This window comes from Comamonas humi (assembly GCF_054782535.1).
In genome coordinates this window covers 83,860-106,619 of record NZ_BAAGSH010000005.1, presented here as the reverse complement: position 1 = coordinate 106,619, position 22,760 = coordinate 83,860, and the positions used below count along the sequence as shown (strand labels likewise).

Sequence of the window (22,760 nt, the reverse complement as noted above, 5' to 3'; positions counted from 1 at the left end):
CTGGCGCTTGACAGACAAGCGCCAGAGCCCAAAAACAGGAGAAATCATGCAACTGCAAAAAGGAATGACCGCCATCGTGACCGGCGGCGTATCGGGCCTGGGCGAAGCCACGGCCATCTCGCTGCTGGAGCGCGGCCTGAACGTGGTCGCCATCGACCTGAACGACGAGCGCGGCACGGCGATGGAGCAGCGATACCAGGGCGGAAACCAGGGCCGGTTGCGCTACGTGAAGGCCGACGTGTCCGACGAAGCCCAGGTGGCGAAGGCCATCGAGGCGGCCGAGGCCTTCGGCAACTTCCGCGCGCTGGTGCACTGCGCCGGCATCGGCGGCCCGCTGCGCCTGATCGAGAAGGACGGCAGCGCCGGCTCGCTCGAGAAGTACACCAACATCATCCGCGTCAACCTGATCGGCAGCTTCAACGTGCTGCGCCTGTCGGCCGTGGCCATGGCCAAGAATGAGCCCATCGACGGCGAGCGCGGCGCCTGCGTGCTCACCGCCTCGGTCGCGGGCTACGAGGGCCAGATCGGCCAGATCCCCTACGCCTCGTCCAAGGCCGGCGTGATCGGCATGACCATCGTCGCCGCGCGCGACCTGGCCACGAAGATGATCCGCGTCTGCACCATCGCCCCCGGCCTGTTCGAGACGCCGCTCTTGATGCGCCTGCCCGAGAACGTGCGCCAGTCGCTGGGCGCCTCGGTGCCCAACCCCTCGCGCCTGGGCCGCCCGTCGGAGTATGCGATGACGGCGCTGCACATCCTTGAGAACCCGATGCTGAACGGCGAAACCATCCGCCTCGACGGCGCGATCCGCATGCAGCCTCGCTGACGCTCCCTCCCTCTCCCTCTGGGAGAGGGCCGGGGTGAGGGCCAGCGGCGCCTGTGCAGACACGGCTCTCCAAACAGCCCCCTCACCCCACCCTCTCCCGCCCGCGGGAGAGGGCCCAACTCATCCATTCCCCGAAAGGCATTCCATGGCATCCACCGTACTGGTCGAAGTCCGCGACAACGTGCAGATCATGACGCTCAGCAACCCCGAGGCGCGCAACGCCGCGACGCTGGAGATGGCCGAGGCCATGGTGGCCGCGCTGGACGAGCTGGACCGCAACCCCGCACTGCAGGTGGGCATCATCACCGGCGCGGGCGGCACCTTCTGCGCCGGCATGGACCTCAAGGGCTTCCTGCAGGGCAAGCGCCCCAGCATCCCCGGCCGGGGCTTCTGCGGCCTCACGCAAAAGCCCCCGCAAAAGCCGCTGATCGCCGCCGTCGAAGGCTACGCGCTGGCCGGCGGCTGCGAGCTGGTGCTGGCCTGCGACCTGATCGTGGCCGCCAACACCGCCAAGTTCGGCCTGCCCGAGGTCAAGCGCGGCCTGGCTGCCGCGGCCGGCGGCCTGCTGCGCCTGCCCAAGCGCCTGCCGTACCACATCGCCATGGAATGCATCCTCACGGGCGACATGCTCGGCGCCGAGCGCGCCCACGCGCACGGCCTGGTCAACCGCCTGACCGAACCCGGCCAGGCGCTGGACGCGGCGCTGCAGCTGGCCCAGGCCGTGGCCGCCAACGGGCCGCTGGCGCTGATCGCCAGCAAGCGCGTGGCGCAGGAGTCGGCCGACTGGCCGCAGGCCGAGATGTTCGAGCGCCAGGCCGCCATCACCACGCCGGTGTTCACCTCGCAGGATGCGCGCGAAGGCGCGGCCGCCTTTGCCGAGAAGCGCAAGCCGGTGTGGAAGGGTATTTAAGCCAAACCGGGCTCCAGCGCCCGTCCATCAAGCGCAAACAGCTACTTTTTCAATAGCAAACAAAGCAAGCGGCCGCAGAGCCGCCCCGCTCCAGGAGACCGAGATGCAGATCCGCAACCGCCGCCGCGCCCTCCAGTTCGCGGGCGCCGCCCTGCTGGGCATGGCCGCCCTTCCCGTAGCCTTGCCCGCCTTCGCCGACGGCGCCTGGCCCACGCGCCCCATCACCTTCGTCATCCCCGGCGCGGCCGGCGGCTCGACCGACACGCCGGCGCGCTTCATGGCGCAGCGGCTGGGCGAGCGCCTGGGCCAGCCCATCGTCGTGGACAACAAGCCCGGCGCGGGCGGCTCGCTGGGCACCGGCCTGGTCGCGCGCGCCCAGCCCGACGGCTACACCGTACTGGTGGGCAACACCGGCTCCAACGCCATCAACTACACCGCCTACCAGAAGCTCAGCTACAAGAGCAGCGACTTCATCGCGCTGACCGACATGATCTCGTTCGCCAACGTGCTGGTGGTGCCGGCCAGGTCGCCGATCAAGAGCCTGAACGAGCTGATCGCCACCGCGCGCCAGCAGCCCGGCAAGCTCTCGTTCTCGTCGGCCGGCGTGGGCCAGACCACGCACCTGATGGGCGAGCTGTTCCGCGAGCGCACCGGCACCGACGTGGTCCACGTGCCCTACAAGGGCTCGGCGCCCGCCACCATGGCCATCGTCAGCGGCGAGACCCAGTTCATGTTCGACAACCTCACCGCGTCGCTGGCCCACATCAAGGACGGCAAGCTGCGCCCACTGGCCGTGACCGGCGCCACGCGCGAGCCCGAGCTGCCCGACGTGCCCACGATGACCGAGCTGGGCATGAAGGACTTCGACAAGGTGGGCTGGATGGGCTTCTTCGTGCCCGCCAAGACCCCGCCCGAGATCGTCAAGAAGCTCACCGACAACCTCATCGCCGTGCTGCGCGAGCCGGCCGTCGCCCAGCGCTACCGCGAGCTGGGCGGGCGCCCCGGCGGCATGCCCGCCGAGCAGTTCACGCAGATGGTGGAGCGCGACCGCAAGGACTGGGGCGAGCTGATCCGCAGCCAGAAACTCCAGCTCGACTGACGCCATGGCCGACTCCGCTCTGCCCTCCCCGTTCTGGCCCAAGGGCGTGGCGCGCGAGCTGCGCGTGCCCCGCGTCACGCTGGACGACTACCTCTACGTCGCCGCCCGCCGCTTTCCCGACAAGCCGGCCATCATCTTCGGCGGCGCCGGCATCAGCTATGCGCAGCTGCTGGCCCAGGTCGAGGCGCTGGCCGGCTACTGCCAGCAGCGCCTGGGCATCGCGCCCGGCGACCGCGTGCTGCTGCAGAGCCAGAACTGCCCGCAGTTCGTGATCGCCAGCTATGCGCTGTTCCGCATTGGCGCCGTGGTGGTGCCGGTCAGCGCCATGACCACGGCCCACGAGCTGCGCTACTACGCCGGCGACAGCGGCGCGCGCGTGGCCATCACGGCGCAGGAGCTGCTGGCCTCGGTGCAGCCCGCCGTGGCCGAGGGCCTGCTCGACGCCGTGCTGGTCCACGCCTACAGCGACCTGCTGGCTGCCTCTCCGCCGGATGCGCTGCCCGACGCGGTGACCGCGCCGCGCGCGGCCTTGCCCGCGGGCAACTACCACGGCTTTGCCGACGCCATCGCGCAGGGCCTCGCGCCCGGCGAGCGCAGCATCGGCCCGGACGACCTCGCCGTCATCCCCTACACCTCGGGCACCACCGGCCACCCCAAGGGCTGCATGCACACGCACAGCACGCTGCAGGCGCCGGTGGTGGCCGGGCAGATCTGGCGCGGCACGCAGTCCGACGCCGTGTGCCTGGCCGTGGCACCCATGTTCCACATGCTGGGCATGCAGGCCGGCATGAACTCGCCCATGGTCACCGGCGCCACCGTGGTGATGATGCCGCGCTGGGACGCACTGCAGGCCGCGCGGCTGATCGAGCGCCACCGCGTCAGCGTCTGGTCCGCGCCGCCCAGCATGGTGATCGATTTGTTCGCCCAGGCCGAACAGCACCGGCTTGACCTGTCCAGCCTGGCCGTGCTCTCGGGCGGCGGCGCGGCCATGCCCGAGGCCGTGTCGGCCATGCTGGCCGAGCGCTTCGGCCTGGCCTACAACGAGGCCTACGGCCTGTCCGAGACCGCCGCCTTCCTGCACGCCAACCCCTTGCAGCACGGCAAGCGCCAGTGCCTGGGCCTGCCCACGCAGGGCGTGCACTCGATGATCGTCGACCCCGAGACCCTGCAGGAGCTGCCGCAGGGCCAGGTCGGCGAGCTGGCGACCAGCGGCCCGCAGGTGATGCTGGGCTACTGGCGCAACGACGAGGCCAACCGCCAGGCCTTCTTCGAGCGCCACGGCCGGCGCTACTTTCGCACCGGCGACCTGGCCTCGGTGGACGAGGACGGCTACTACTTCATGCGCGACCGCCTGAAACGCATGATCAACGCCTCGGGCTACAAGGTCTGGCCGGCCGAGGTCGAGAACCTGCTCTACGCCCACCCCGCCGTGCTCGAGGCCTGCGTGATCGGCGTGCCCGATGCCCGGCGCGGCGAGACCGTCAAGGCCGTCGTGGTGCTCAAGCCCGGCGCCCAGGCCTCGGCCGAGGACATCATCGCCTGGAGCCGCGAGCAGATGGCGGCCTACAAGGTGCCGCGCGAGGTGGAGTTCACCGCGCAGCTGCCCAAGTCGGCCACCGGCAAGATCCAGTGGCGCGCGCTGCAGGAAGCCGCCCAGAGCCGGCCCTGATCCCCCATTCCAACCAGCAGAGAGAAACACACCATGTCCGACCCCACCTTTGCCGGCCGCCATGTCTTCGTGGCCGGCGGCAGCAGCGGCATCAACCTGGGCATCGCCCAGGCCTTCGCGCGCGCCGGCGCCAACGTGGTGGTGCTGAGCCGCTCGCCCGAGAAGGTGCAGCAGGCGGCCGAAGGCCTGCAGGCGCTGGGCGCCCAGGCTTTGGGCATCAGCGCCGACGTGCGCGACCCGGCCGCCGTGGAGGCCGCGCTGCGCCAGGCACACGAGCGCTTCGGCGACATCGACGTGCTGATCTCGGGCGCGGCGGGCAACTTCATCGCGCCTGCGGCCGAGCTGTCGCCCAACGGCTTCAAGACCGTGGTCGACATCGACCTGAACGGCACCTTCCACGTGCTGCGCCTGGCCTACCCGATGCTGAAGAAGCCCGGCGCCAGCATCATCAGCATCACGGCGCCGCAGGGCGTCAACCCCACCATGTACCAGGTCCATGCCTGCGCCGCCAAGGCCGGCATCGAGATGATGACGCGCGTGATGGCCATGGAATGGGGCGAGGTCGGCGTGCGCGTGAACGCGATTTCGCCCGGCCCGATCGCCGACACCGAGGGCATGCGCCGCCTCGCGCCCTCGCCCGAGGCGCTGCGCCGCGCCACCGAGACCGTGCCGCTGCAGCGCATGGGCACGCTGGACGACGTGGCGAACGCGGCGCTGTTCCTGTCGTCGCCGCAGGCCGCCTACATCACCGGCGCGGTGCTGCCGGTGGACGGCGGCGCGGCCCTGCGCGGCGGCCGCGACATGCGCTCGTCCTACGTGCCCAGGGACGCCGCATGAGCAAAACCTACGAACGCATCGCCTTCGAGGTGCAGGACGGCGTCGCCACGCTGACCTTCAACAACCCCGCCAAGCGCAACGCCTTCGACCCGGCGATGCGCGTCGAGATGGCCGAGGTGGTGGAGCGCGTGGCCACCGACGCCGCCATCCGCTCGCTGGTGCTGACCGGCTCGGGCCCGCATTTCTGCTCGGGCGGCGACCTGGGCAACATCGCCGCCTCGGGCCTGGACAACGCGGGCTGGCGCCAGCGCCTGTCCAGCCTGCACCACTGGCTCAAGGATCTGATGCTGCTGGACAAGCCGGTGGTCGCCGCCGTCGATGGCGCGGCCTACGGCGCCGGCTTCAGCCTGGCGCTGGCGGCGGACTTCATCGTTGCCAGCACGCGAGCGCGCTTTGCCATGTCCTTCATCCGCGTCGGCGTGGTGCCCGACTGCGCGGCCTTCTACACGCTGCCGCGCGTGGTCGGCGTGCAGCGGGCGCGCGAGCTGATGCTGTCGGGCCGCGAGGTGTCGGCCGAAGAAGCGCTGCGGCTGGGCATCGCCACCGAGCTGGTCGAGCCCGAGGCGCTGCAGGCCCGTGCGCAGGCGATTGCGCGCAGCTTTGTCGGCGCCTCGCCGGTGGCGCTGAGCCTGATCAAGCGCTCGCTCGCGCTGGCCGCGAACGACCTGCCCTCGCTGCTGGAGCAGGAGGCCAACGCCCAGGCGCTGGCCATGGGCACGGCCGAGCACCGCCACGCGGTGCAGTGCTTTCTGGACAAGCAGCCCGCGCCGTTCCAGTGGCCGCAAGCCGACTAACGCGCCTGCAAGTCCATTCCATTTCTCCATCCATCGAGTACGCGAAGGCGAAGCGCAGACAGTACAAACCGTACGGCAAGCGAAGCCGACAAAGTAATCGATGGATGGAGGAATGGAATCAGCGGTCCATGTCTTTGCGGGTCTTCGGCGGCTCCTGCGCGTTGCGGCGGCTGGCGCCGGCGCGGCCGGCCTTGCTCCAGTCGTAGGCCTGGCCGTCGGGCGTCTGGCCGTCCTCGACGGCGGCCACGCCCACCGGGCCGACCATGTCGCGCAGCTCGGACGAGATGACCACGTGCATGTTGCGCGGATCGCCGCGCAGCCGCTGGCACTGCGCCAGCGCCTCGCCCATCTGCTGGTCGGTGTAGGGAATGCACTGCGGCTGCCAGTGCGGCGGCTCGCCTTCGGCGCCGGGGTTGTGCAGGTAGTAGACGACGATGCTCATGGCTGGAATGCTATATAAAAAAGAGCTTCTGGCGCTTGCTATTGAAGCATTTCAAATACAAAAGCATTGAAAACCCTTGATGATTGAGCGCCAGCAGCTCACCTATCCATAGCAGACATCAGCGCCGCCGCCACACGCCGCCCTCGCCCAGCCCGTCGAACACCTGCTCGGTGTGCGCGCCCGAGGCGCACAGCTCGCCGGGCGCATAGGCCGCGCCGTCGAAGCGCGGCGCGGGCACGGCCTGCAGCGCGCCCTGGTGCTCGGTGTAGACGCCGCGCGCTTGCATGTGCGGGTGCTGCGAGGCTTCGAGCGGGCTGAGCACCGCGCCGAAGCACACATCGGTGGGCTCCAGCAGCGCCTGCCAGTGCGCGCGCGGCTGCGCCAGGAACACGGCGGCCAGGCGCGCGCGGCGCACGGGCCACGCGGCCCGGTCCCACTGCGGGCCGGCGAAGTCGGCATCGGCCTGCAGACCCAGCGTGGCCAGCAGCAGCGCGTAGAACTGCGGCTCGATCGCGCCGATGGTGATGTGGTGGCCGTCGGCGCAGACATAGGTGTCGTAGAACGGCGAGCTGTCGTGGATGCTCTGGCCGCGCTCGTCGGCGACGATGCCGCGCTGGCGCGCGCTGAGCATCAGGTTCAGCATGTGGGCCGCGCCGTCGACGATGGCCGCATCCACCACCGTGCCCTTGCCAGTGGCCCGCGCCTGCACGATGCCCGACAGCAGGCCGGTCATCAAATACATGGCGCCGCCGGCGATGTCGCCCAGCACGGCGAAGGGCGACACCGGCCGCGCGCCGGCCGGGCTGCTGCCCCACAGCGCGCCCGACAGCGCGGCGTAGTTGGTGTCGTGGCCGGCGCGCGGCGCCAGCGGGCCGGTCTGGCCCCAGCCAGTCATGCGGCCGTAGACCAGGCGCGGGTTGATGCGCTGGCACTCCTCGGGGCCCAGGCCCAGGCGCTCCATCACGCCGGGGCGCATGCCCTCGATCAGCGCGTCGGCATCGGCCACCAGCGACAGCACGAGCTGCCGGCCCTCCTCGGTCTTGAGGTCGGCGAACACCGAGCGCTTGCCGCGGTTGAGGATGCTGCCGGTGGGCGCCTGCTCGGGCGCCTCGCGCACCACCGAGATCACGTCGGCGCCCAGGTCGGCCAGGTGCATGGCGCAGAACGGGCCAGGGCCCAGGCCGCCAATCTCCAACACCCGGACGCTGTCCAGAACTTTCATGCTTGCTCCTTGAATGGTTTCAGAACGGGTTCATGCCAGGCCCGACGAGCCCAGCACGCTCTCGGCGGCGCGCACTAGCGTCAGCAGGCGCGGGCCGACCTCGGTTTCGAGCCTGCTGCACAGCGGGCTGTAGATAGGCAGCGTGAGCGCGAACACCCATAGCTCGCCGTCGAGCGGCTGCGACATGGGCACGGCGATGGACTGCAGCTCGCGGTGCAGGTCGCCGTGGCTACGGCAAAAGCCATGGTCGGCCAGGTCGCGGCGCGCATCCTGCAGGCGCTGCTCCAGCAGGTCGGCGCGCTGCGGGTCGGCCAGGCGCAGGTCCTGCAGGTAGGCCTCGCGCTCCTCCTTCGGCAGCGCCAGCAGGTAGGCCCGGCCCGAGGCCGTGCGCGACAGCGAGGAGCGCACGCCCACCTCGGGGCGGAAGATCGGGTTGCCCAGGCTGTTGGCCTGCTCGACCAGGCACAGCTCGCGCCGAAAACCCACCGCCAGCTGCACCTGCCCCTCGGTGAAGTCCGCCAGCGCCTGCATCTGCGGCCGCGCGAACTGGCGCAGCGCCATGCGCGCCAGCACCGGCGACGAGAGGTTGAGCAGGGCCACGCCGGGCACGTACTTGGACAGCCGCTCCGAATAGCGCAGCAGGCCCAGCTCGCACAGCGTCTCGGTCAGCCGGAACAGCGTGGGCTTGGGCAGCCCGGTCATCTCCATCAGTTCCTTGCCGCTCAGCTCCTGGCATTTGTTGGAAAAGCAGCGAAGAATGGACACGCCGCGCACCAGGGCGCTGACCAGTTTTCCATCGGCTTCCGGGTTCATGAATCCCTCTGGTTATCAAATGATGTCGAGACAATGGTCTCGATTTTCATTAGTTTAACCAAGGATTTCGCCGATCACGCGGCCTCCATGCCTGCGGCAAACCCCAATGCGCACCTGGCTAGGGCGGTGGCTTGCGCAGCGGCAGCCACAGCGTGAACTCCGTGCCCCAGCCCGGCGCCGGCCGCCAGCCGCAGTGCGCGCCCAGCGCCTGCGCACGGCTGCGCACATTGCCCAGGCCGCGGCGGCCGGGCGTCAGCGCGTCGGGCGTGGGCGGCGCGAATGGGCGGCCGTTGTCGCGCACCCAGACCTGCACGCCAGGCACGCCGCCGCGCGGCGCCTCGCCGGTCGCCACCGCGATTTCATCGGCTCCGCTGTGCTTGACGATATTGGTCAGCACCTCCTGCAGGATGCGCAGCACGTGCAGCGCGCTCTGCGCATCCAGCCAGGGCAGCGGCGGCAGGTCGCTCACCTGCCAGCGCAGCGCCAGCCCCGCGCCTTCGAGCCGCGGCGCCAGCCGAAAGCGCAGCGCCGCCAGCAGCGCCAGCAGGTCGGCATGCACCGGTTCGAGCGAATCGATGGAGAGCTTGAGGTCGTCGATGCACTCGCGCAGCATCTGCGCCACGTCCACCGTCTCGGCGGGAGCCTCCTCCACCAGGCGCAGCGCGCTGATCAGCGACGAGCCCACGCCGTCGTGCATCTCGCGCATCAGGCGCTGGCGCTCGTGCAGCAGCGTCTGCTCGCGCTCGGCCAGGCGCAGCCGCTCGTGGGCCTGCAGCAGCTCGCGCTCCTGCGCGGCCAGGCGCTCGGCCAGCGTGGCATGGGCGCGCGCGGCCAGGTCCTGCGCGCGGCTGTAGCGCGTGAAGACGATGACCAGGAACAGCATGAACAGGCCCACGCTCACGTAGGGCGAGAGGAAGACGCCCTCCACATCGAAGCGGTAGCTCTGCATCGCCATGTCGTGCAGGCCGATGGGCGGCACCATCGCCGCCCACACGGCCAGCATCAGGCTGCTCGGGCTGCGCAGCCGCCACGCGCCCACGGCCACGGCGACCAGCAGCGCCAGCACCGCCGGCGCCAGCAGCAGGCGCAAGAGCGGCAGCACCGCCATGTAGGCCGTCCACCACGGCGGCAGCGTGACCAGCGCGACCACGACCAGGTACAGCGGCAGCGCCCGGCCCAGGCGCGGCCAGCGCTGGCCCTGCACCCGGCACAGGAAGTGGAACATGCACACCAGCGCCGCCAGCAACGCCACCAGCGTAAGCCACGAGAACCAGGCGAAGTCCACGTCCAGGCCCTCGTCGTCCACCAGGAACAGCAGCGCCCCCACCGACTGGCAGGCCGACATCACGAAGAACAGCAGGAACAGCCGCACCTCATCGCGCCGGCTGCGCCGGTACTTGAACCACAGCGCCAGCGCGAACAGGCTGAGCATCAGGAAACCCGCCCGCCAGTACGACACCAGGCTGGTCTGCCAGAAGGTGCGCCAGCGCAGCGACGGCAGCAGTTCCTGCGCCGGCCCGGCCCACAGCGACGACAGCATGCCGCCCACGCCCGGCAGGCTGGCCATGCGCACATGCACCTGCGCCGGCGCGCCCGCCCGGGCCAGGCCGCCCAGGTCGATCCACACCGGGTGGTTGAAGCCGTTCCACAGCCGGTCGCCGTCCCCGCCGCCGGACTGCCAGGCCAGCCGCCCACCCACGTACACCGCCAGCGTGCCCACGGTATGCCAGCGCGGGAGGTACAGGCGCACGCCCTCGGCCATGGTCTCCAGCGCCTCGGCGGGCAGCTCCATGCGGTACCACAGCACCTCGGGCACATCCACGCGCAGCGGCTGGCCCAGGCCGCCCCAGGGCGCGCGCGGGCGGGCATGGGGCAGCGCCACCGGCTGCCACGGCGTGGCGGCATCGAGCACCGCGCGGTCGGCCGCGTCCAGCGCCTCGGCATCCAGCGCCTGCGGCGGCATCCAGGCGGTGCTGGGCGAGGGCCAGGCCTGGGCGGCGGTCACATGGGTCTGCGCAGCCGCCGGCAGCAGGCCGGCGAAGAATATAAAAACAATAGCTACCAGCGCTTGCTGGATGAGCGATAGAGGCCGATTTCGCTTCAAACCATCAGCCCTCATGCAGCCACCCCTGGCGTGCGCCCTCGCGCACGGCCTCGGCGCGGTTGCCCACCTGCAGCTTGGCGTAGATGCGGCGCACGAAGGTGCGCACCGTGTGGCGCGACACGCCCAGCGCGCCGGCCACCTCGTCCACCGTGTAGCCGCGCGCCACCAGGCGCAGCACCTCGGCCTCGCGCGCCGACAGCAGCGGGCCGTCGGCCGCCGGCGCCGGCGGCGGGGCGGCTCCCACCGCGCCGCGCAGCAGCAGCTTGCGCGCCACCATGGGATTGATCGGGCTGCCGCCCGCGTGCAGGCTGCGGATCTCGTCCACCAGCGCCTGCGCGCTCAGGTCCTTGAGCAGGTAGCCCATGGCCCCGGCCTCGATGGAGCGCAGCACGTTCTCCTCGTCGCCGAAGATGGTGCTCACCATCACCGCGCACGCCGGCTGCGCCGCGCGGGCCGCGGCGATCACGTCCAGCCCCGAGCCGTCGGGCAGGCCCAGGTCCACCAGCAGCACGTCCAGCACCGCCCCGGGCGATTGCGAGCGCAGCTGCGCCAGCGCCTCGGCGCGGCTGGCCGCGGCCCAGACCATGGCCAGCCCCTCGGCCGCCGCCACGGCGCGCACCACGGCCAGGCGGCAGGCGGCGTCGTCCTCGACCATGGCCAGGCGGATGGCGGGCGGTGGGCTGGCGGTGTCGGTGGCTTCGGGCATGGTCGGACAGCATCTTGCCCGCAAACGGCGGGCGGCGTCATGTCGCCCTTTGGGGGGACATACAGCAGCTTACATCTTCCCTATGCTGGCCTCTATTGCTATACGGACGACAAATAAAAGAAAAAATCTGCCTCCAGTGCTTGATATACAAGCGCAAGCAGCTATCGAATCAGAAGCAATCATCCAGGGCCCGCCATGTTCAAACCCCACCTTCTGAGCGCCGCCGTGCTGCTGGCCGCCGCCAGCACCCAGGCAGCCACCATCCTGGTGACCAACAGTACCGACAGCGGCCCAGGCAGTTTGCGCGCCGCGCTGGCCAGTGCCGCGGCGGGTGACACCATCACCTTCAGCCAGGCCTATACCAGCGTCACTTTGTTCAGCCCCCTCACCATCAGCCAGAACATTACCCTGAACGGCAACAACGCTACGCTCGATGGACAGAACAGCGTGCAAGTGCTGATGGTGGACGGCACCACGCCCAACGGCCCCATCACCAACGACACCGTGCTGCAAAACCTGCGCATCGTCAACGGCCATGCCACCAGCGCCTGGGGCGGAGGCTTGCTCTGCAACGGCAAGGGCGCGGGCCACGGCTGCAGCCCCCGGCTCATCAACGTCATCTTCAGCGGCAACTCGGCCGAGTTTGACGGCGGGGCCATGTACAACGATGGCGCGGATTCCGGTGTCAGCAGCCCGGTGCTGGTGGATGTCACCTTCAGCGACAACCGGAGCACCGACGGCTTCGGTGCCGCGCTGTACAACAACGGCTACGGCGGCACCAGCAGCCCCGTGCTCACCCGCGTCAGCTTTACGGGCAACGCCACCGACACCAGCGGCCACGGTGGCGCCATGGCCAACGAAGGCGGCGGCGGCGGCAACAGCAGCCCCGTGCTCACCGATGTGCGCTTCAGCGGCAACTCCGCCCCGCACGGCAGCGGCGGAGCGATGTTCAACAACGGCTACGGCGGCACCTGCAGCCCCAGGCTCACCAATGTCACCTTCAGCGACAACTGGGCCGCCGCCAGCGGCGGCGCCATGTACAACGATGGCGAGGCAGGTACCAGCAGCCCGGTGCTCACCAACGTGACCTTCAGCGGCAACCAGAGCACCGCGGACAATGGCGGCGCCATGGTCAACCACGCCCCCACGGGCACCAGCCGCCCGGTGCTGACCCAGGTCACCTTCCACGGCAATACGGCGTACCTGGGTGGCGGGGCCATCCTCAACGCGGGCAATGCCAGCCCGGTGATCAGCGCCAGCATCTTCTGGGGCAATACCGCCGGCGCCGGGCCAGAGCCTATCATCGACCTTGGCGGCGGCGGCGGCGGCACCACCATCAGCCACAGCATCGTGCAGGGCGGCTGGGGCGGCCAGGCAGACATCATCGTCGCCGACCCGCTGCTGGGCCCGCTGCAGGACCAGGGCGGCTTTACGCAGACCATGCTGCCTGCCACCGGCAGCCCGGCCATTGACGCGGTGGCCTGCCAGAACCCGGCAGGCACCGATCAGCGCGGCGTGGCACGCCCGCAAACCAGCAGCACGACGCCCGCCGCCACCCCCTGCGATATGGGCGCGGTGGAGGCCCTGCCGCCCCCGAGCTACCGCGTGGGCGGCGCTATCAGCGGCCTCAAGGGCGGCGGCCTGGTGCTGCGCAACAATGGCGGCGACGATCTGCCGGTGGGCGCCGACGGGCCTTTCACCTTCCCCACGCCTGTGGCCGATGGCAGTGGATACACCGTCACCATCCATATCCAGCCCACGGGCCAGACCTGCACCGTGGCCAACGGCAGCGGCACCACCACGGCCGACGTGGGCGATGTGCAAGTGGCCTGCCAGGCCAACCCCGGCCCGGTCGCAGGGGCAGGCGCCAAACCCGTGCCTGCGCTCTCGGCCGCGGCGCTGGCGCTGCTTGGCCTGGGCCTGGGCGGTCTGGGCATGCACAGCGGCCGGGGCCGGCGCCGCGCGCGACCGCGTTGATCGCTGGCGCCGATTTCCAGCACCTCGTCCCGATAAGAACCATGCCCCAGACCAGGCCGCACCCGCCCTCATCCTCACCTGCGCAAGGAGCTATCTCATGAAAGCCTTCCCCCTTCTCAAAGCCAGCGCCGCCGCCTTGTGCGTGCTGCCGCTGTGGACCGCCGCGCAGGATTGCCCTCCTTCTGCGAGCGCCGACTACATCCTGGGCGAGGCGCAGGGCATGCCCAGCGCCATGCACTGGGACAGCGGGCTCGTCTGGGCGCGCTGCGCCGCCGGCCAGGCCTGGGATGGCGCCAGCTGCACCGGCGCAGCCGCCGAAGCCTACTGGTACCACTGGACCGAGAACAGCGCGCTGCTGCCGCAGAGCTTTGCCGGCCAGGAGCGCCTGGACATCGCCACCGGCCCCGACCAGAACCCGCTGGCCCGCGGCGGCTGGCGCCTGCCCTACCGCAGCGAACTGGCCGGCATAGGCGCGGGCTGCAGCAGCGGCCCCCGCATCAACCAGGCGGTGTTTCCCGCCACCTCCGCCTGGGTCTGGACCGCCTCGCCCCACCCGGAATTTCCGGAGCTGGCCTGGGCCGCGAACCTGCACGGGGGCTATACGGACATCGCCTACAAGCCCATCCCCTTGCCGGTGCTGCTGGTGCGGGGCGGGCAGCCCTTTGCGCCGCTGCAGCCGTCCGGGCCGCTGGCTGCAACTGCAGGACAGGAAGTGCAATCCGGCCCCATCGTGCTGGAGGCGGCAGCCGGCACCCTGGCCTGGGGCGGCATGCGCATCGCCGGCGCAGGCGACCCGGCCTTCCAGGTGAATGACGGGCCCTGGACCCGCGAAGCCATCGTCGCCAGCGGCGACATCATCCGCGTGCGCCTGACCGCGCCAGCGGCCGTGGGCGAGGCGCAGAGCGCCACGCTCACGCTGCGCAGCGGCCAGACCACCGGCACGGCTGCGAACGCGGCCAATGCCGGCGGCGAATCCACCACGGTGCAGGAGAGCACCGCCATCTTCAGCGTGAGTGCGGCGGCAGCCGGTAGCTAAGGCCTCAGCGGCTTTGCGCCGCCACCTTCAGCCCCAGCGTGATGAAAATGCTGCCCACGATCTTGCCCTGCCAGCGCGCCAGCCACGACAGGCGCCGCACGCAGCGGCCGAGCAGGCGCACCGAGCAGGCCAGCGCCGTGGTGTAGAGGGCGCTGAGCACCACGAAGATCAGCCCCAGCGCCATGAACTGCACGAAGGCCGAGCCCTGCTCCGGGTGCACGAACTGCGGCATGAAGGCCAGGAAGAACAGCGCGGTCTTGGGGTTGAGCAGCTCGGTGGGAATGGCCTGCCAGAAGGCCTTGGCGGGCGAGACGGGCAGCGCCGCCTCGCCGGCGGCCGCACCGGCCGGCTTCGCCAGGATGGCGCGCACGCCCAGGTAGATCAGGTAGGCCGCGCCCAGGTACTTCACCAGGTTGAAGGCCAGCGCCGAGGTCATCAGCAGCGCCGACAGCCCCACCGCCGCGAAGACGGTGTGCAGGAAATCGCCGACCGCGACGCCCAGCCCGGTCATCACGCCCACCTCGCGCCCGCCCTGCACCGTGCGGCTGAGCACCAGCAGCACCGCGGGGCCGGGGATGAGGAAGAGACCGAGGACGACGGCGACAAAGGTGCCGAGGGTGGCGAGATCGAACATGGCAGAACGGGAATCAGGAAGAGGACGAGAGCTTCATCAGCACCAGGCCGGTGACGATGAGCACGGCGGCGGCGATGCGCATGGGCGTGACCTGCTCGCCCAGCACGGTGATGCCCACGAGGAAGGCGCCCACCGCGCCGATGCCGGTCCAGATAGTGTAGGCCGTTCCCAGCGGCAGCGTGCGCATGGCGACCGCGAGCAGGCCGAAGCTGGCGGTCATCGCCACCAGGGTGATGGCGCTGTACTTGAGGTTGGTGAAGCCTTCGGACTGCTTCATCGTGAAGGCCCAGACCACTTCCAGCACACCGGCAACCAGCAGATAAACCCATGCCATGACAAAACTCCTGTGAGATTGAAGGCCAGGCCGTCCCGGCGGATGCGTGCGGCATCGGCGATGCCGGGGCAGGGCCGTCCCTGCGCACGAAAGAGCACCCATGGTAGAGCGGCGGGCGCCAAACCCTCAAGCCATGGGTGGTTGGCACGCCACAGCCGGGCGGTCCCAGCCTAGGCCTGGGCCGCGTCCAGCAGCAGCAGGTTGCCCACCGTCGCGCCGTAGTGCGTCGCCACGCGCTTGCGCTGCTTGAGCACGGCCTTGTCCTTGCTGACCAGCAGCGCGCCGTGCGCGCTGGCCAGGTCGAGGAAGTGCTGGTCGTCCGGGTCGGTGCAGGTGAATCGGATCTTGGGCGCCTCGGCCACATACTCCACCGCGGCGTCGAAGGCCGCGAGCACGCCTTCGGCCGTCTTGCCGTAGAAGGCCACGCGCGGCGCGATCTGGCTGTAGTGCAGCACGCGCTCCAGCTCGATGCGCTGGGTGCGGTTGGCGATCCAGCGCAGCTCGCCGCGGGCCACCAGCTCGCGGATCGGCGGCACGTGCGGGTCGTCGAAGATCAGCATGTCGAGCACGACGTTGGTGTCGAGCACCATGGGGCGCGGCAACGGCCCTGCATAGCCGTCGTTGCACGACGGCCACTTCAGCACGATCTTCATGCGCCGCTGCCGGCCGGCGCCGCGCCCTCGGCGGGTTTGCGCGGCTTGACCGCGCCCTGCACCATGTCGAAGCGGAACAGCCGGCACTCGATGGGGCCGTTCCACATCGGCGTGCGGCGCGATTCCTTCAGGCGCATCTTGCCGGGCAGCTTCAGGTCGGGCGTGAGCATCCAGGCGCTCCAGCCGCTGTAGTGCTTCTTCCAGTGCGCGGCGAGCTGGCTGAAGAACTCGACGCCGTCCTCGGTCTGCGCGGTCTCGCGGCCGGCGCGTTCGACCACGCCCATGCGCTCGGCGGCGCTGCGCCCGGCGCTGCCGGCGGCGGCGATGCGCTCGCCGTAGGGCGGGTTCAGCAGCATCATGCCGGGCTGCTCGCTGGGCGGCATGCGCTGCAGCGCATCGCCGCCGCGCAGCTGCACGGTGCTGCCCACGCCGGCGCGCTCGGCATTGCGCTGCGCGAAGTCGACCATGCGGAAGGCGATGTCCGAGCCGTAGATGCCCACCGGGCTCTCGGGCAGGATGGTGGCCTCGGCCTCGTCGAGCATGGCTTCCCACACATGGCGCTGGAACGGCACCAGCTTCTCGAACGCGAAGCGGCGCAGGATGCCGGCCGGGATGCGGCGCGCAATCTGCGCGGCCTCGATCACCACGGTGCCGCTGCCGCAGCAGGGGTCGTACAACGGCTGCGGGCTGGGGCCGTGCGGGTCCCAGCCAGAGGCGGCGATCATCGCGGCGGCCAGCGTCTCTTTCAGCGGGGCGTCGCCCTTGTCCTCGCGCCAGCCGCGCTTGAACAGCGCCTCGCCCGAGGTGTCGATGTAGATCGTGGCCTGGTCGGTGGTCAGGTGCAGGTGCACGCGCACGTCGGGGCTGCGCGTCTCGACGCTGGGGCGCTGGTCGCCGCGCCTGGCGCGGAAGCGGTCGGCGATGGCGTCCTTGACCCGCAACGCGGCGAAGTTCAGGCTCTGCAGCGGGCTATGCTGGGCGGTGACCTCGATCTTGAAGGTCTCGCGCGTGGAGAACCAGATCTCCCAGGCCACGTCGCCGGCGGCGCGGTACAGGTCGTTCTCGCTGCGGTACAGCGTCTGCGACAGCTGCACCAGCACGCGCTGGGCCAGGCGGCTGTGCAGGTTGAGCAGCATGGCGTCGCGCCAGGTGCCGCGCACCATCACGCCGCCGCGGCCCACCATCAGGTCGTGGCCGGTATAGCCGGTGATGGCATGGACTTCGTCGGCCAGAAAGCCCTCGACGCCGGCGGCGCAGGGCAGGAACAGTTGCAGTGGATTCATAGGATGGCCGCAAGCATACGCGCTGGCGCGCGAACCGGCAGCGGCCGCGCGCGATGGCACAGCGCGGCGGCCGTGCATTGACTATCAAACTTCATAGCTGCTCGCGCAATACCCATAAGCGCCAGATGGCAATTTGGCTCTTATTTCTACAATCGAGCCATGCCCAGCTCCCTCTCGACCACCACGCTCACCTGGATCTACCTGCTGACCGCCATCACGGCCGAGGTGATCGCCACCTCGTCGCTCAAGGCCAGCAACGGCTTCACGCGGCTGGGCCCGTCGGTGCTGACGGTGCTGGGCTACGGCGTGGCCTTCTACTGCCTGTCGCTCACGCTGCGCCACATGCCGGTGGGCGTGGCCTATGCGGTGTGGTCGGGCCTGGGCGTGGTGCTGATCACCGCCGTGTCGTGGGTGCTGTTCGGCCAGAAGCTCGACCTGCCCGCGCTGCTGGGCATGGGCCTGATCGTGGCCGGCGTGCTGGTGATGAACCTGTTCTCCAAGACCGTGGGGCACTGAGGACGAGCGTCTTTCGACAATCGCCGCGCCGGACCACCGGCATGATGCGGCCATGCAAGAAATCACCTGGAACGAATTCACCCGAGTCGAGCTGCGCGTGGGCCGCATCGTGCAGGCCGAGGTCTTTGCCGAGGCGCGCAAGCCCGCCTACAAGCTGCAGGTGGACTTCGGCCCCGAGCTGGGCCTGCGCAAGTCCAGCGCGCAGATCACCGGCCACTACCGGCCCGAGGAGCTGGTGGGCCGGCTGGTGGTGGGCGTGGTCAACTTCCCGCTCAAGCAGATCGGCCCGCTGATGTCGGAATGCCTCATCACCGGCTTTCACGACGCCGATGGGCAGGTGGCGCTGTGCGTGCCCGACCGCGACGTGCCGCTGGGCACCAAGCTGCTCTGAGCCTGCGGGCTGCACCAGCCGCCGCCCAGCGCCTGGTACAGCCCCACGCGCGCCTGCAGGCGCGCCAGCCGCAGCTGCGCGGCATCGTCCTGCGCCGCGTAGAGCGTGCGCTGCGCGTCGATGAGCGTGAGCAGCGTTTCGGCGCCGGCGCGGTAGCGCGACTCGGACCAGGCCAGCGCGCTTTCCGCCTGCGCCAGCACCTCGGCCTGCGCCCGGGCCTGGGCCTCGGCGCCGTCCACGGCCTGCAGCGCGGTCTGCGCTTCGGCAAAGGCCTGCAGCACCGTGCGCTGGTAGGCGGCCAGCAGCTCCTCGCGGCGCGCGGCGGCGGCGTCTCGGCCCGCCGCCAGGCGGCCGGCATCGAAGAGCGGCGCGGTGAGCCCGGCCGTCAGCGCATACCAGGGGTTGTCGAGCACGCGCTGCAGCCGGCCGCCGCCGGCGCTGAGGCTACCGCCCAGCGTCAGGCTGGGCAGCATGGCGGCGCGCGCCGCCGCCACGTCGGCATCGGCGGCAGCGAGCCGCGCCTCGGCGCGGGCGATGTCGGGCCGGCGCGCCAGCAGCGCGGCGGGCACGCCCGCATCGACGGCCGGCGCCCGCAGCGCCTGCAGATCAACGGTGCCAATCGCCAGCCCGCCGGCCTGCCCCAGCAGCAGGGCCACGGCGGTCTCGGCGCTGCCGGCCTGCTGCGCCAGCAGGGCACGGCTGCGGCGCTGGCTGGCCACCAGCCCGCGCTGCTGGGCCAGCTCCAGCGCCGAGGCGGCGCCCGCGCGGTGGCGCGACTCCACCAGGGCCAGCAGGCGCCCGGCGCTGTGCAATTGCAGGTCGGCAATCGCCAGGCGCTCACGCAGCGCCACGGCCTGCAGCCAGCCGCCGGCCACGCCGGCCGTCACCGCGAGCCGCACGGTGTCCTGGTCGAACAGGCTAGCGCGCAGGCCGGCCTCGGCCCCCTGCTGCAAGGCCTGGTTGCCGCCCCACAGGTCCACCAGGTAGCTCGCGCTCAGGCCCAGGCCGGCCTGGGTGCCCGCCACGTCGGCCTGGCCACCGAGCCGCCCCTGCCGGCTGGCATCGGCCTGGCCGCGCAGCTCGGGCCACAGCGCCGCGCCGGCCTGGCGCGCCTGGGCGGCCGCCTGTTGCACGCGGGCGACGGCGGCGGCGAGGTCCAGGCTCTGCCTGCGGGCCTGTGCCACCAGGCCGTCCAGCTCGGCGCTGCCGAAGCTGCGCCACCAGTCCTGCGTCACCGGGTCGGCGGCGCCCGCGGCGGGCTGTTCCCACTGCGCCGGCAAGGCCGCCTCGGGTTTGCGCCCGGCTTCGGGCAGGGCCGTGCAGCCGGCCAGCGCCAGCGCGCCGGCCAGCACCAGGGTGGATGCGGCATTGCTTTTCATTCGATCCCCTATTCGCCGGCCAGGGCCCGCACCGGGTCCAGCCGCGCGGCCGTGCGGGCCGGCGCGTAGCCGAACACCAGGCCGGTGACGACCGCGCAGCCGAAGGCCGCCGCCATGGCGCGCACCGAGAACACCAGCGGCACGCCGGCCAGCAGCAGCGCCGCGCCGACCGCCAGCGCGGCCAGCAGCCCCGCCATGCCGCCGGCCAGCGTCACCAGGCTGGCCTCGGTGAGGAACTGGCGCAGGATGTCGCGCTGGCGCGCGCCGACGGCCATGCGGATGCCGATCTCGCGGGTGCGCTCGCGCACGGTCATCAGCATCACGTTCATCACGCCGATGCCGCCCACCACCAGCGACACGGCGGCGATCAGGCCCAGCATCATGGCCATGCTCTCGCGCGTGGCGGCCTCGGCCTGGATGCGCGCGGCGGCGTTGCCGATGCCGAAGTCCTCGCGCCCGCCGTGGCGGGCCGTGAGCAGCCGGCGGATCGCAGCCTCGGCCGCGTGCACCTGCTCGGACGACATGGCCTCGATCACGATGTAGTCCGGCTGGGTCTGGGTCTGGTAGACCCGGGCGCGCCCCGACTGGTAGGGGATGAACACCATGTCGTCGTAGTTCTGCGCGCCCGAGTCGGCGCCGCGCTCGCTCATCACGCCGATCACCTCGAACGAGGAGTTGCCGATGATGAGCTGGCGCCCCAGCGGGCGCGGATCGTCGGGAAAGAAATGCCGGCTCGCCTTGTGGCCCACCACCGCCAGCGGCGCCAGGCCGAGGTCTTCGGCGGCGTTGTAGTAGCGGCCCTGCGCGGGCTTCCACTGGTGTACGCGCGGCATCTCCTCGCTGGCGGCGAAGACGTAGACCTGCTTGTCCGCGCTGCCGTAGCGCACGGTGATGGGGTCGCCGATCACCGGCATCACGCGGCGGATCTCGGGCAGCTCGCGCAGGGCCGCCAGGTCCTCTTCGGTGATCTGGCCCGCGAGCCCGCCCGTGGCCGGCGGCTGGCTGCCCAGATAGAGGATGGCCGTGCCCATGGTGCCCATCTGCTCCACGACCTTGCGGCGCGCGCCCTCGCCGATGGCCAGCATCACGACCACCGAGGCCACGCCGATGACGATGCCCAGCAGCGTCAGGCAGGTGCGCGCCCGGTTGACGCACATGCCGCGCCAGGCGCTGCGGGCCGCGTCCAGCAGCTCGGCCAGCCACAGCGCCGCCGCGCCCTGCGCCGCCGGCGGCGCCAGGCGCCCGCGATCCGCAGCCGGGTCGGCGGCAGCGGCGCTGTCGCTCACGATGCGGCCGTCGTGGATCTCGATCACCCGCTGCGCCTGCGCGGCCACGGCCCGGTCATGGGTGACCAGGATGATGGTGTGCCCGGCGCGGGCCAGCTCGCGCAGCAGCTCCATGACCTCGGCGCCGCTGCGCGAGTCGAGCGCGCCGGTGGGCTCGTCGGCCAGGATGATGTGGCCGCCGTTCATCAGCGCCCGCGCGATCGACACGCGCTGCTGCTGCCCGCCCGAGAGCTGGTGCGGCCGGTGGTGCAGGCGCTCCGCCAGGCCAAGCCGCCCCAGCAGTTCCTGCACGCGCCGGGCGCGCGCCTCGTGCGAGGCGCCCGCGTAGATGGCCGGCATCTGCACGTTCTCGCTGGCGGTCTCGCTGGCGATCAGGTGGTAGCCCTGGAACACGAAGCCGAACGCCTGGCGCCGCAGCAGGGCCAGCGCGTCGGCATCGAGCTGCGCCACGTCCTGCCCCTGGAAGCGGTAGCTGCCGCCGCTGGGCCGGTCCAGGCAGCCCAGGATGTGCATCAGCGTGGACTTGCCCGAGCCCGAGCTGCCGACCACGGCCACGAATTCGCCGGCATGGATGTCGAGGTCGATGCCGTGCAGCACCGTGGCCGCCTGCTGCCCGGTGTCGCCGCCGCCATAGTGCTTGCGGATGCCGCGCAGCGCGATCAGCGGGACCTGGGTCACCACTGCAGCCACCGCAGGCCGGCCTCGCGCTGGGTTTCGCCGGTCACCACCCGCTCGCCCTCCTGCAGGCCATGCAGGATCTCGGCCTGGTGGCGGCTGCGCACGCCGGTGCGCACCAGCCGGGCCTCGGGCCGGCCCTCGGCATCGAGCACCCGCACGGCGAACCCGCCGTCCGCCGCGCCGGACTGCAGCGCCGCCAGCGGGACGAGCAGGGCCTGCTCGGCGCGGGCGGTCACGAACACGGCCTGGGCCGTCATCTGCGGCATGAGTTCGCCGTCCGGGTTGTCCACGTCGAACAGCACGGTATAGGCCACGGCCTTGGCCACCGGCGCAGGCGTGCCGCCGCTGCCGCCCGCCGGTGCCGGGCTGGGCGGCGGCGCGGGCAGCACCTGGCGCACCTCGCCGTTCCAGCGCCGCGGCTGGCCCTGCCCGGCATGGCCGAGCGTGGTGAAGTACACCGGCATGCCCGGCTTGACGCGGCGCACATCGGCCTCGGAAACCTCGGTCCACACCGTCATCGCACCCAGGTCGGCGATGCGCAGGATGTTGGGTGTCTGGTAGGTGGCGTTCAGCGTCTGCCCCTCGCGCGCGTCGACCGACACCACCGTGCCCGCCATCGGCGCGTAGATGCGCGTATAGCCCAGGCGGGCCTCGTCGGCCTTGAGCGTGGCCTGGGTCTGGTCGATCTGTGCCTTGAGCGACGCCATCCGGGCCACGGCGACGGCCAGTTGGGCCTCGGCGGCCTGCAGGTCTTCCTCGCGCGTGGCGCCGTCGCGGTTCAGCTGCTGCTGCCGCGACCACTGCTGGCCGGCAAGCCGGTGCTGCGCCTGCTGCTCGGCCAGCTGGGCGCGCAGCCCCGCCAGCGAGGCCCGGCCGGCATCCACCGCGGCGCGCTGCACGCTGGGGTCGATCTCCACCAGCAACGCCCCCTTGGCCACCACGGCGCCCGGCGCCACCAACAGCCGCGTGACCTGGCCCGACACCTGCGCGCCCACGTCCACATAGCGCCGGGGCTGCAGCGTGCCGATGGCCGTGACCGTGGCCTCGACCTCGCCGCGCGCCACGGCCAGGCTGTCATACACGGTGGAAGGACGGCTCTTCGCCCACAAGGCGGTACCCACCGCGCCGGCGCCGACCAGGGCTGCCACCAGGCCGGCGCGCAGGGACATCG

General features: G+C 71.2%; 22 protein-coding genes. 10 read left to right on the top strand and 12 right to left on the bottom strand.

The genetic code is table 11. The features are described 5' to 3' along the window. The first annotated feature begins 46 nt into the window (after positions 1 to 46). From ACYVKR_RS04830 to ACYVKR_RS04805, 6 genes are all read left to right on the top strand, one after another. Positions 47 to 826 carry a Rossmann-fold NAD(P)-binding domain-containing protein gene (locus ACYVKR_RS04830; protein WP_460479667.1) on the top strand — a complete coding sequence of 260 codons (780 nt, stop codon included), beginning with the start codon at positions 47 to 49 and terminating at the stop codon, positions 824 to 826. Between the two features lie 145 nt (positions 827 to 971). After that, positions 972 to 1,736, top strand: coding sequence for a crotonase/enoyl-CoA hydratase family protein (locus tag ACYVKR_RS04825; protein ID WP_460479666.1), 765 nt, complete (start codon positions 972 to 974; stop codon positions 1,734 to 1,736). 160 nt (positions 1,737 to 1,896) lie between these two features. Then, on the top strand, positions 1,897 to 2,835 hold the full coding sequence (locus tag ACYVKR_RS04820; RefSeq protein ID WP_460480073.1) for a Bug family tripartite tricarboxylate transporter substrate binding protein: 939 nt from the start codon (positions 1,897 to 1,899) through the stop codon (positions 2,833 to 2,835). 4 nt (positions 2,836 to 2,839) lie between these two features. Further along, positions 2,840 to 4,504: a long-chain-fatty-acid--CoA ligase gene (locus ACYVKR_RS04815; protein ID WP_460479665.1), complete on the top strand. Its 1,665-nt coding sequence runs from the start codon at positions 2,840 to 2,842 to the stop codon at positions 4,502 to 4,504. Positions 4,505 to 4,537: 33 nt separating this feature from the next. Continuing rightward, positions 4,538 to 5,341 carry an SDR family oxidoreductase gene (locus ACYVKR_RS04810; protein WP_460479664.1) on the top strand — a complete coding sequence of 268 codons (804 nt, stop codon included), beginning with the start codon at positions 4,538 to 4,540 and terminating at the stop codon, positions 5,339 to 5,341. Continuing rightward, complete coding sequence (locus tag ACYVKR_RS04805) at positions 5,338 to 6,135, top strand: enoyl-CoA hydratase/isomerase family protein (protein WP_460479663.1); 798 nt, start codon at positions 5,338 to 5,340, stop codon at positions 6,133 to 6,135. The genes ACYVKR_RS04810 and ACYVKR_RS04805 overlap by 4 nt, the downstream gene beginning before the upstream one ends. A 118-nt stretch (positions 6,136 to 6,253) precedes the next feature. Here ACYVKR_RS04805 and ACYVKR_RS04800 read toward each other — a convergent pair whose 3' ends face one another. From ACYVKR_RS04800 to ACYVKR_RS04780, 5 genes are all read right to left on the bottom strand, one after another. Continuing rightward, entirely contained in the window at positions 6,254 to 6,577 is a 324-nt protein-coding gene (locus ACYVKR_RS04800) for a hypothetical protein (protein ID WP_460479662.1), read from the bottom strand. A gap of 118 nt (positions 6,578 to 6,695) precedes the next feature. Next, positions 6,696 to 7,799 carry a CaiB/BaiF CoA transferase family protein gene (locus ACYVKR_RS04795; RefSeq protein WP_460479661.1) on the bottom strand — a complete coding sequence of 368 codons (1,104 nt, stop codon included), beginning with the start codon at positions 7,797 to 7,799 and terminating at the stop codon, positions 6,696 to 6,698. 30 nt (positions 7,800 to 7,829) lie between these two features. Further along, positions 7,830 to 8,612 carry an IclR family transcriptional regulator gene (locus ACYVKR_RS04790; protein ID WP_460479660.1) on the bottom strand — a complete coding sequence of 261 codons (783 nt, stop codon included), beginning with the start codon at positions 8,610 to 8,612 and terminating at the stop codon, positions 7,830 to 7,832. 118 nt (positions 8,613 to 8,730) lie between these two features. Next, positions 8,731 to 10,716: a sensor histidine kinase gene (locus tag ACYVKR_RS04785; RefSeq protein ID WP_460479659.1), complete on the bottom strand. Its 1,986-nt coding sequence runs from the start codon at positions 10,714 to 10,716 to the stop codon at positions 8,731 to 8,733. Positions 10,717 to 10,720: 4 nt separating this feature from the next. Continuing rightward, entirely contained in the window at positions 10,721 to 11,422 is a 702-nt protein-coding gene (locus ACYVKR_RS04780; protein ID WP_460479658.1) for a response regulator transcription factor, read from the bottom strand. A gap of 195 nt (positions 11,423 to 11,617) precedes the next feature. Between ACYVKR_RS04780 and ACYVKR_RS04775 the strand changes: the two genes are divergently transcribed. Together ACYVKR_RS04775 and ACYVKR_RS04770 are read left to right on the top strand one after the other, a co-directional pair. Next, positions 11,618 to 13,399: a choice-of-anchor Q domain-containing protein gene (locus ACYVKR_RS04775; protein ID WP_460479657.1), complete on the top strand. Its 1,782-nt coding sequence runs from the start codon at positions 11,618 to 11,620 to the stop codon at positions 13,397 to 13,399. A gap of 97 nt (positions 13,400 to 13,496) precedes the next feature. Then, complete coding sequence (locus ACYVKR_RS04770) at positions 13,497 to 14,435, top strand: Lcl C-terminal domain-containing protein (protein WP_460479656.1); 939 nt, start codon at positions 13,497 to 13,499, stop codon at positions 14,433 to 14,435. A gap of 4 nt (positions 14,436 to 14,439) precedes the next feature. Here the strand turns inward: ACYVKR_RS04770 and ACYVKR_RS04765 are convergent, their stop codons facing one another. The 4 genes from ACYVKR_RS04765 to ACYVKR_RS04750 form a co-directional block, all read right to left on the bottom strand. Then, entirely contained in the window at positions 14,440 to 15,069 is a 630-nt protein-coding gene (locus ACYVKR_RS04765; RefSeq protein ID WP_460479655.1) for a LysE family translocator, read from the bottom strand. 13 nt (positions 15,070 to 15,082) lie between these two features. Then, a complete protein-coding gene (locus ACYVKR_RS04760; protein WP_460479654.1) occupies positions 15,083 to 15,403 on the bottom strand; it encodes a DMT family transporter in 321 nt (106 codons plus the stop codon). A 170-nt stretch (positions 15,404 to 15,573) separates the two neighbouring features. Further along, a complete protein-coding gene (locus tag ACYVKR_RS04755) occupies positions 15,574 to 16,056 on the bottom strand; it encodes a PIN domain-containing protein (protein WP_460479653.1) in 483 nt (160 codons plus the stop codon). Continuing rightward, the gene (locus ACYVKR_RS04750) at positions 16,053 to 17,339 is read right to left on the bottom strand and encodes a THUMP domain-containing class I SAM-dependent RNA methyltransferase (protein WP_460479652.1); all 1,287 of its coding nucleotides are present in this window, start codon (positions 17,337 to 17,339) and stop codon (positions 16,053 to 16,055) included. The genes ACYVKR_RS04755 and ACYVKR_RS04750 overlap by 4 nt, the downstream gene beginning before the upstream one ends. 93 nt (positions 17,340 to 17,432) lie before the next feature. Here ACYVKR_RS04750 and ACYVKR_RS04745 point away from each other — a divergent pair, with 93 nt between their 5' ends. Continuing rightward, entirely contained in the window at positions 17,433 to 17,855 is a 423-nt protein-coding gene (locus ACYVKR_RS04745; protein WP_460480072.1) for a DMT family transporter, read from the top strand. A gap of 52 nt (positions 17,856 to 17,907) precedes the next feature. Beyond that, on the top strand, positions 17,908 to 18,246 hold the full coding sequence (locus ACYVKR_RS04740; RefSeq protein ID WP_460479651.1) for a tRNA-binding protein: 339 nt from the start codon (positions 17,908 to 17,910) through the stop codon (positions 18,244 to 18,246). Here the strand turns inward: ACYVKR_RS04740 and ACYVKR_RS04735 are convergent. The 3 genes from ACYVKR_RS04735 to ACYVKR_RS04725 are packed head-to-tail and all read right to left on the bottom strand — an operon-like array spanning position 18,174 to position 22,758. Continuing rightward, positions 18,174 to 19,625 carry an outer membrane factor lipoprotein domain-containing protein gene (locus ACYVKR_RS04735; protein ID WP_460479650.1) on the bottom strand — a complete coding sequence of 484 codons (1,452 nt, stop codon included), beginning with the start codon at positions 19,623 to 19,625 and terminating at the stop codon, positions 18,174 to 18,176. The genes ACYVKR_RS04740 and ACYVKR_RS04735 overlap by 73 nt on opposite strands. Positions 19,626 to 19,633: 8 nt before the next feature. After that, the gene (locus ACYVKR_RS04730; protein WP_460479649.1) at positions 19,634 to 21,589 is read right to left on the bottom strand and encodes an ABC transporter permease; all 1,956 of its coding nucleotides are present in this window, start codon (positions 21,587 to 21,589) and stop codon (positions 19,634 to 19,636) included. After that, a complete protein-coding gene (locus ACYVKR_RS04725) occupies positions 21,586 to 22,758 on the bottom strand; it encodes an efflux RND transporter periplasmic adaptor subunit (RefSeq protein ID WP_460480071.1) in 1,173 nt (390 codons plus the stop codon). The genes ACYVKR_RS04730 and ACYVKR_RS04725 overlap by 4 nt, the downstream gene beginning before the upstream one ends. Positions 22,759 to 22,760: the final 2 nt, after the last annotated feature.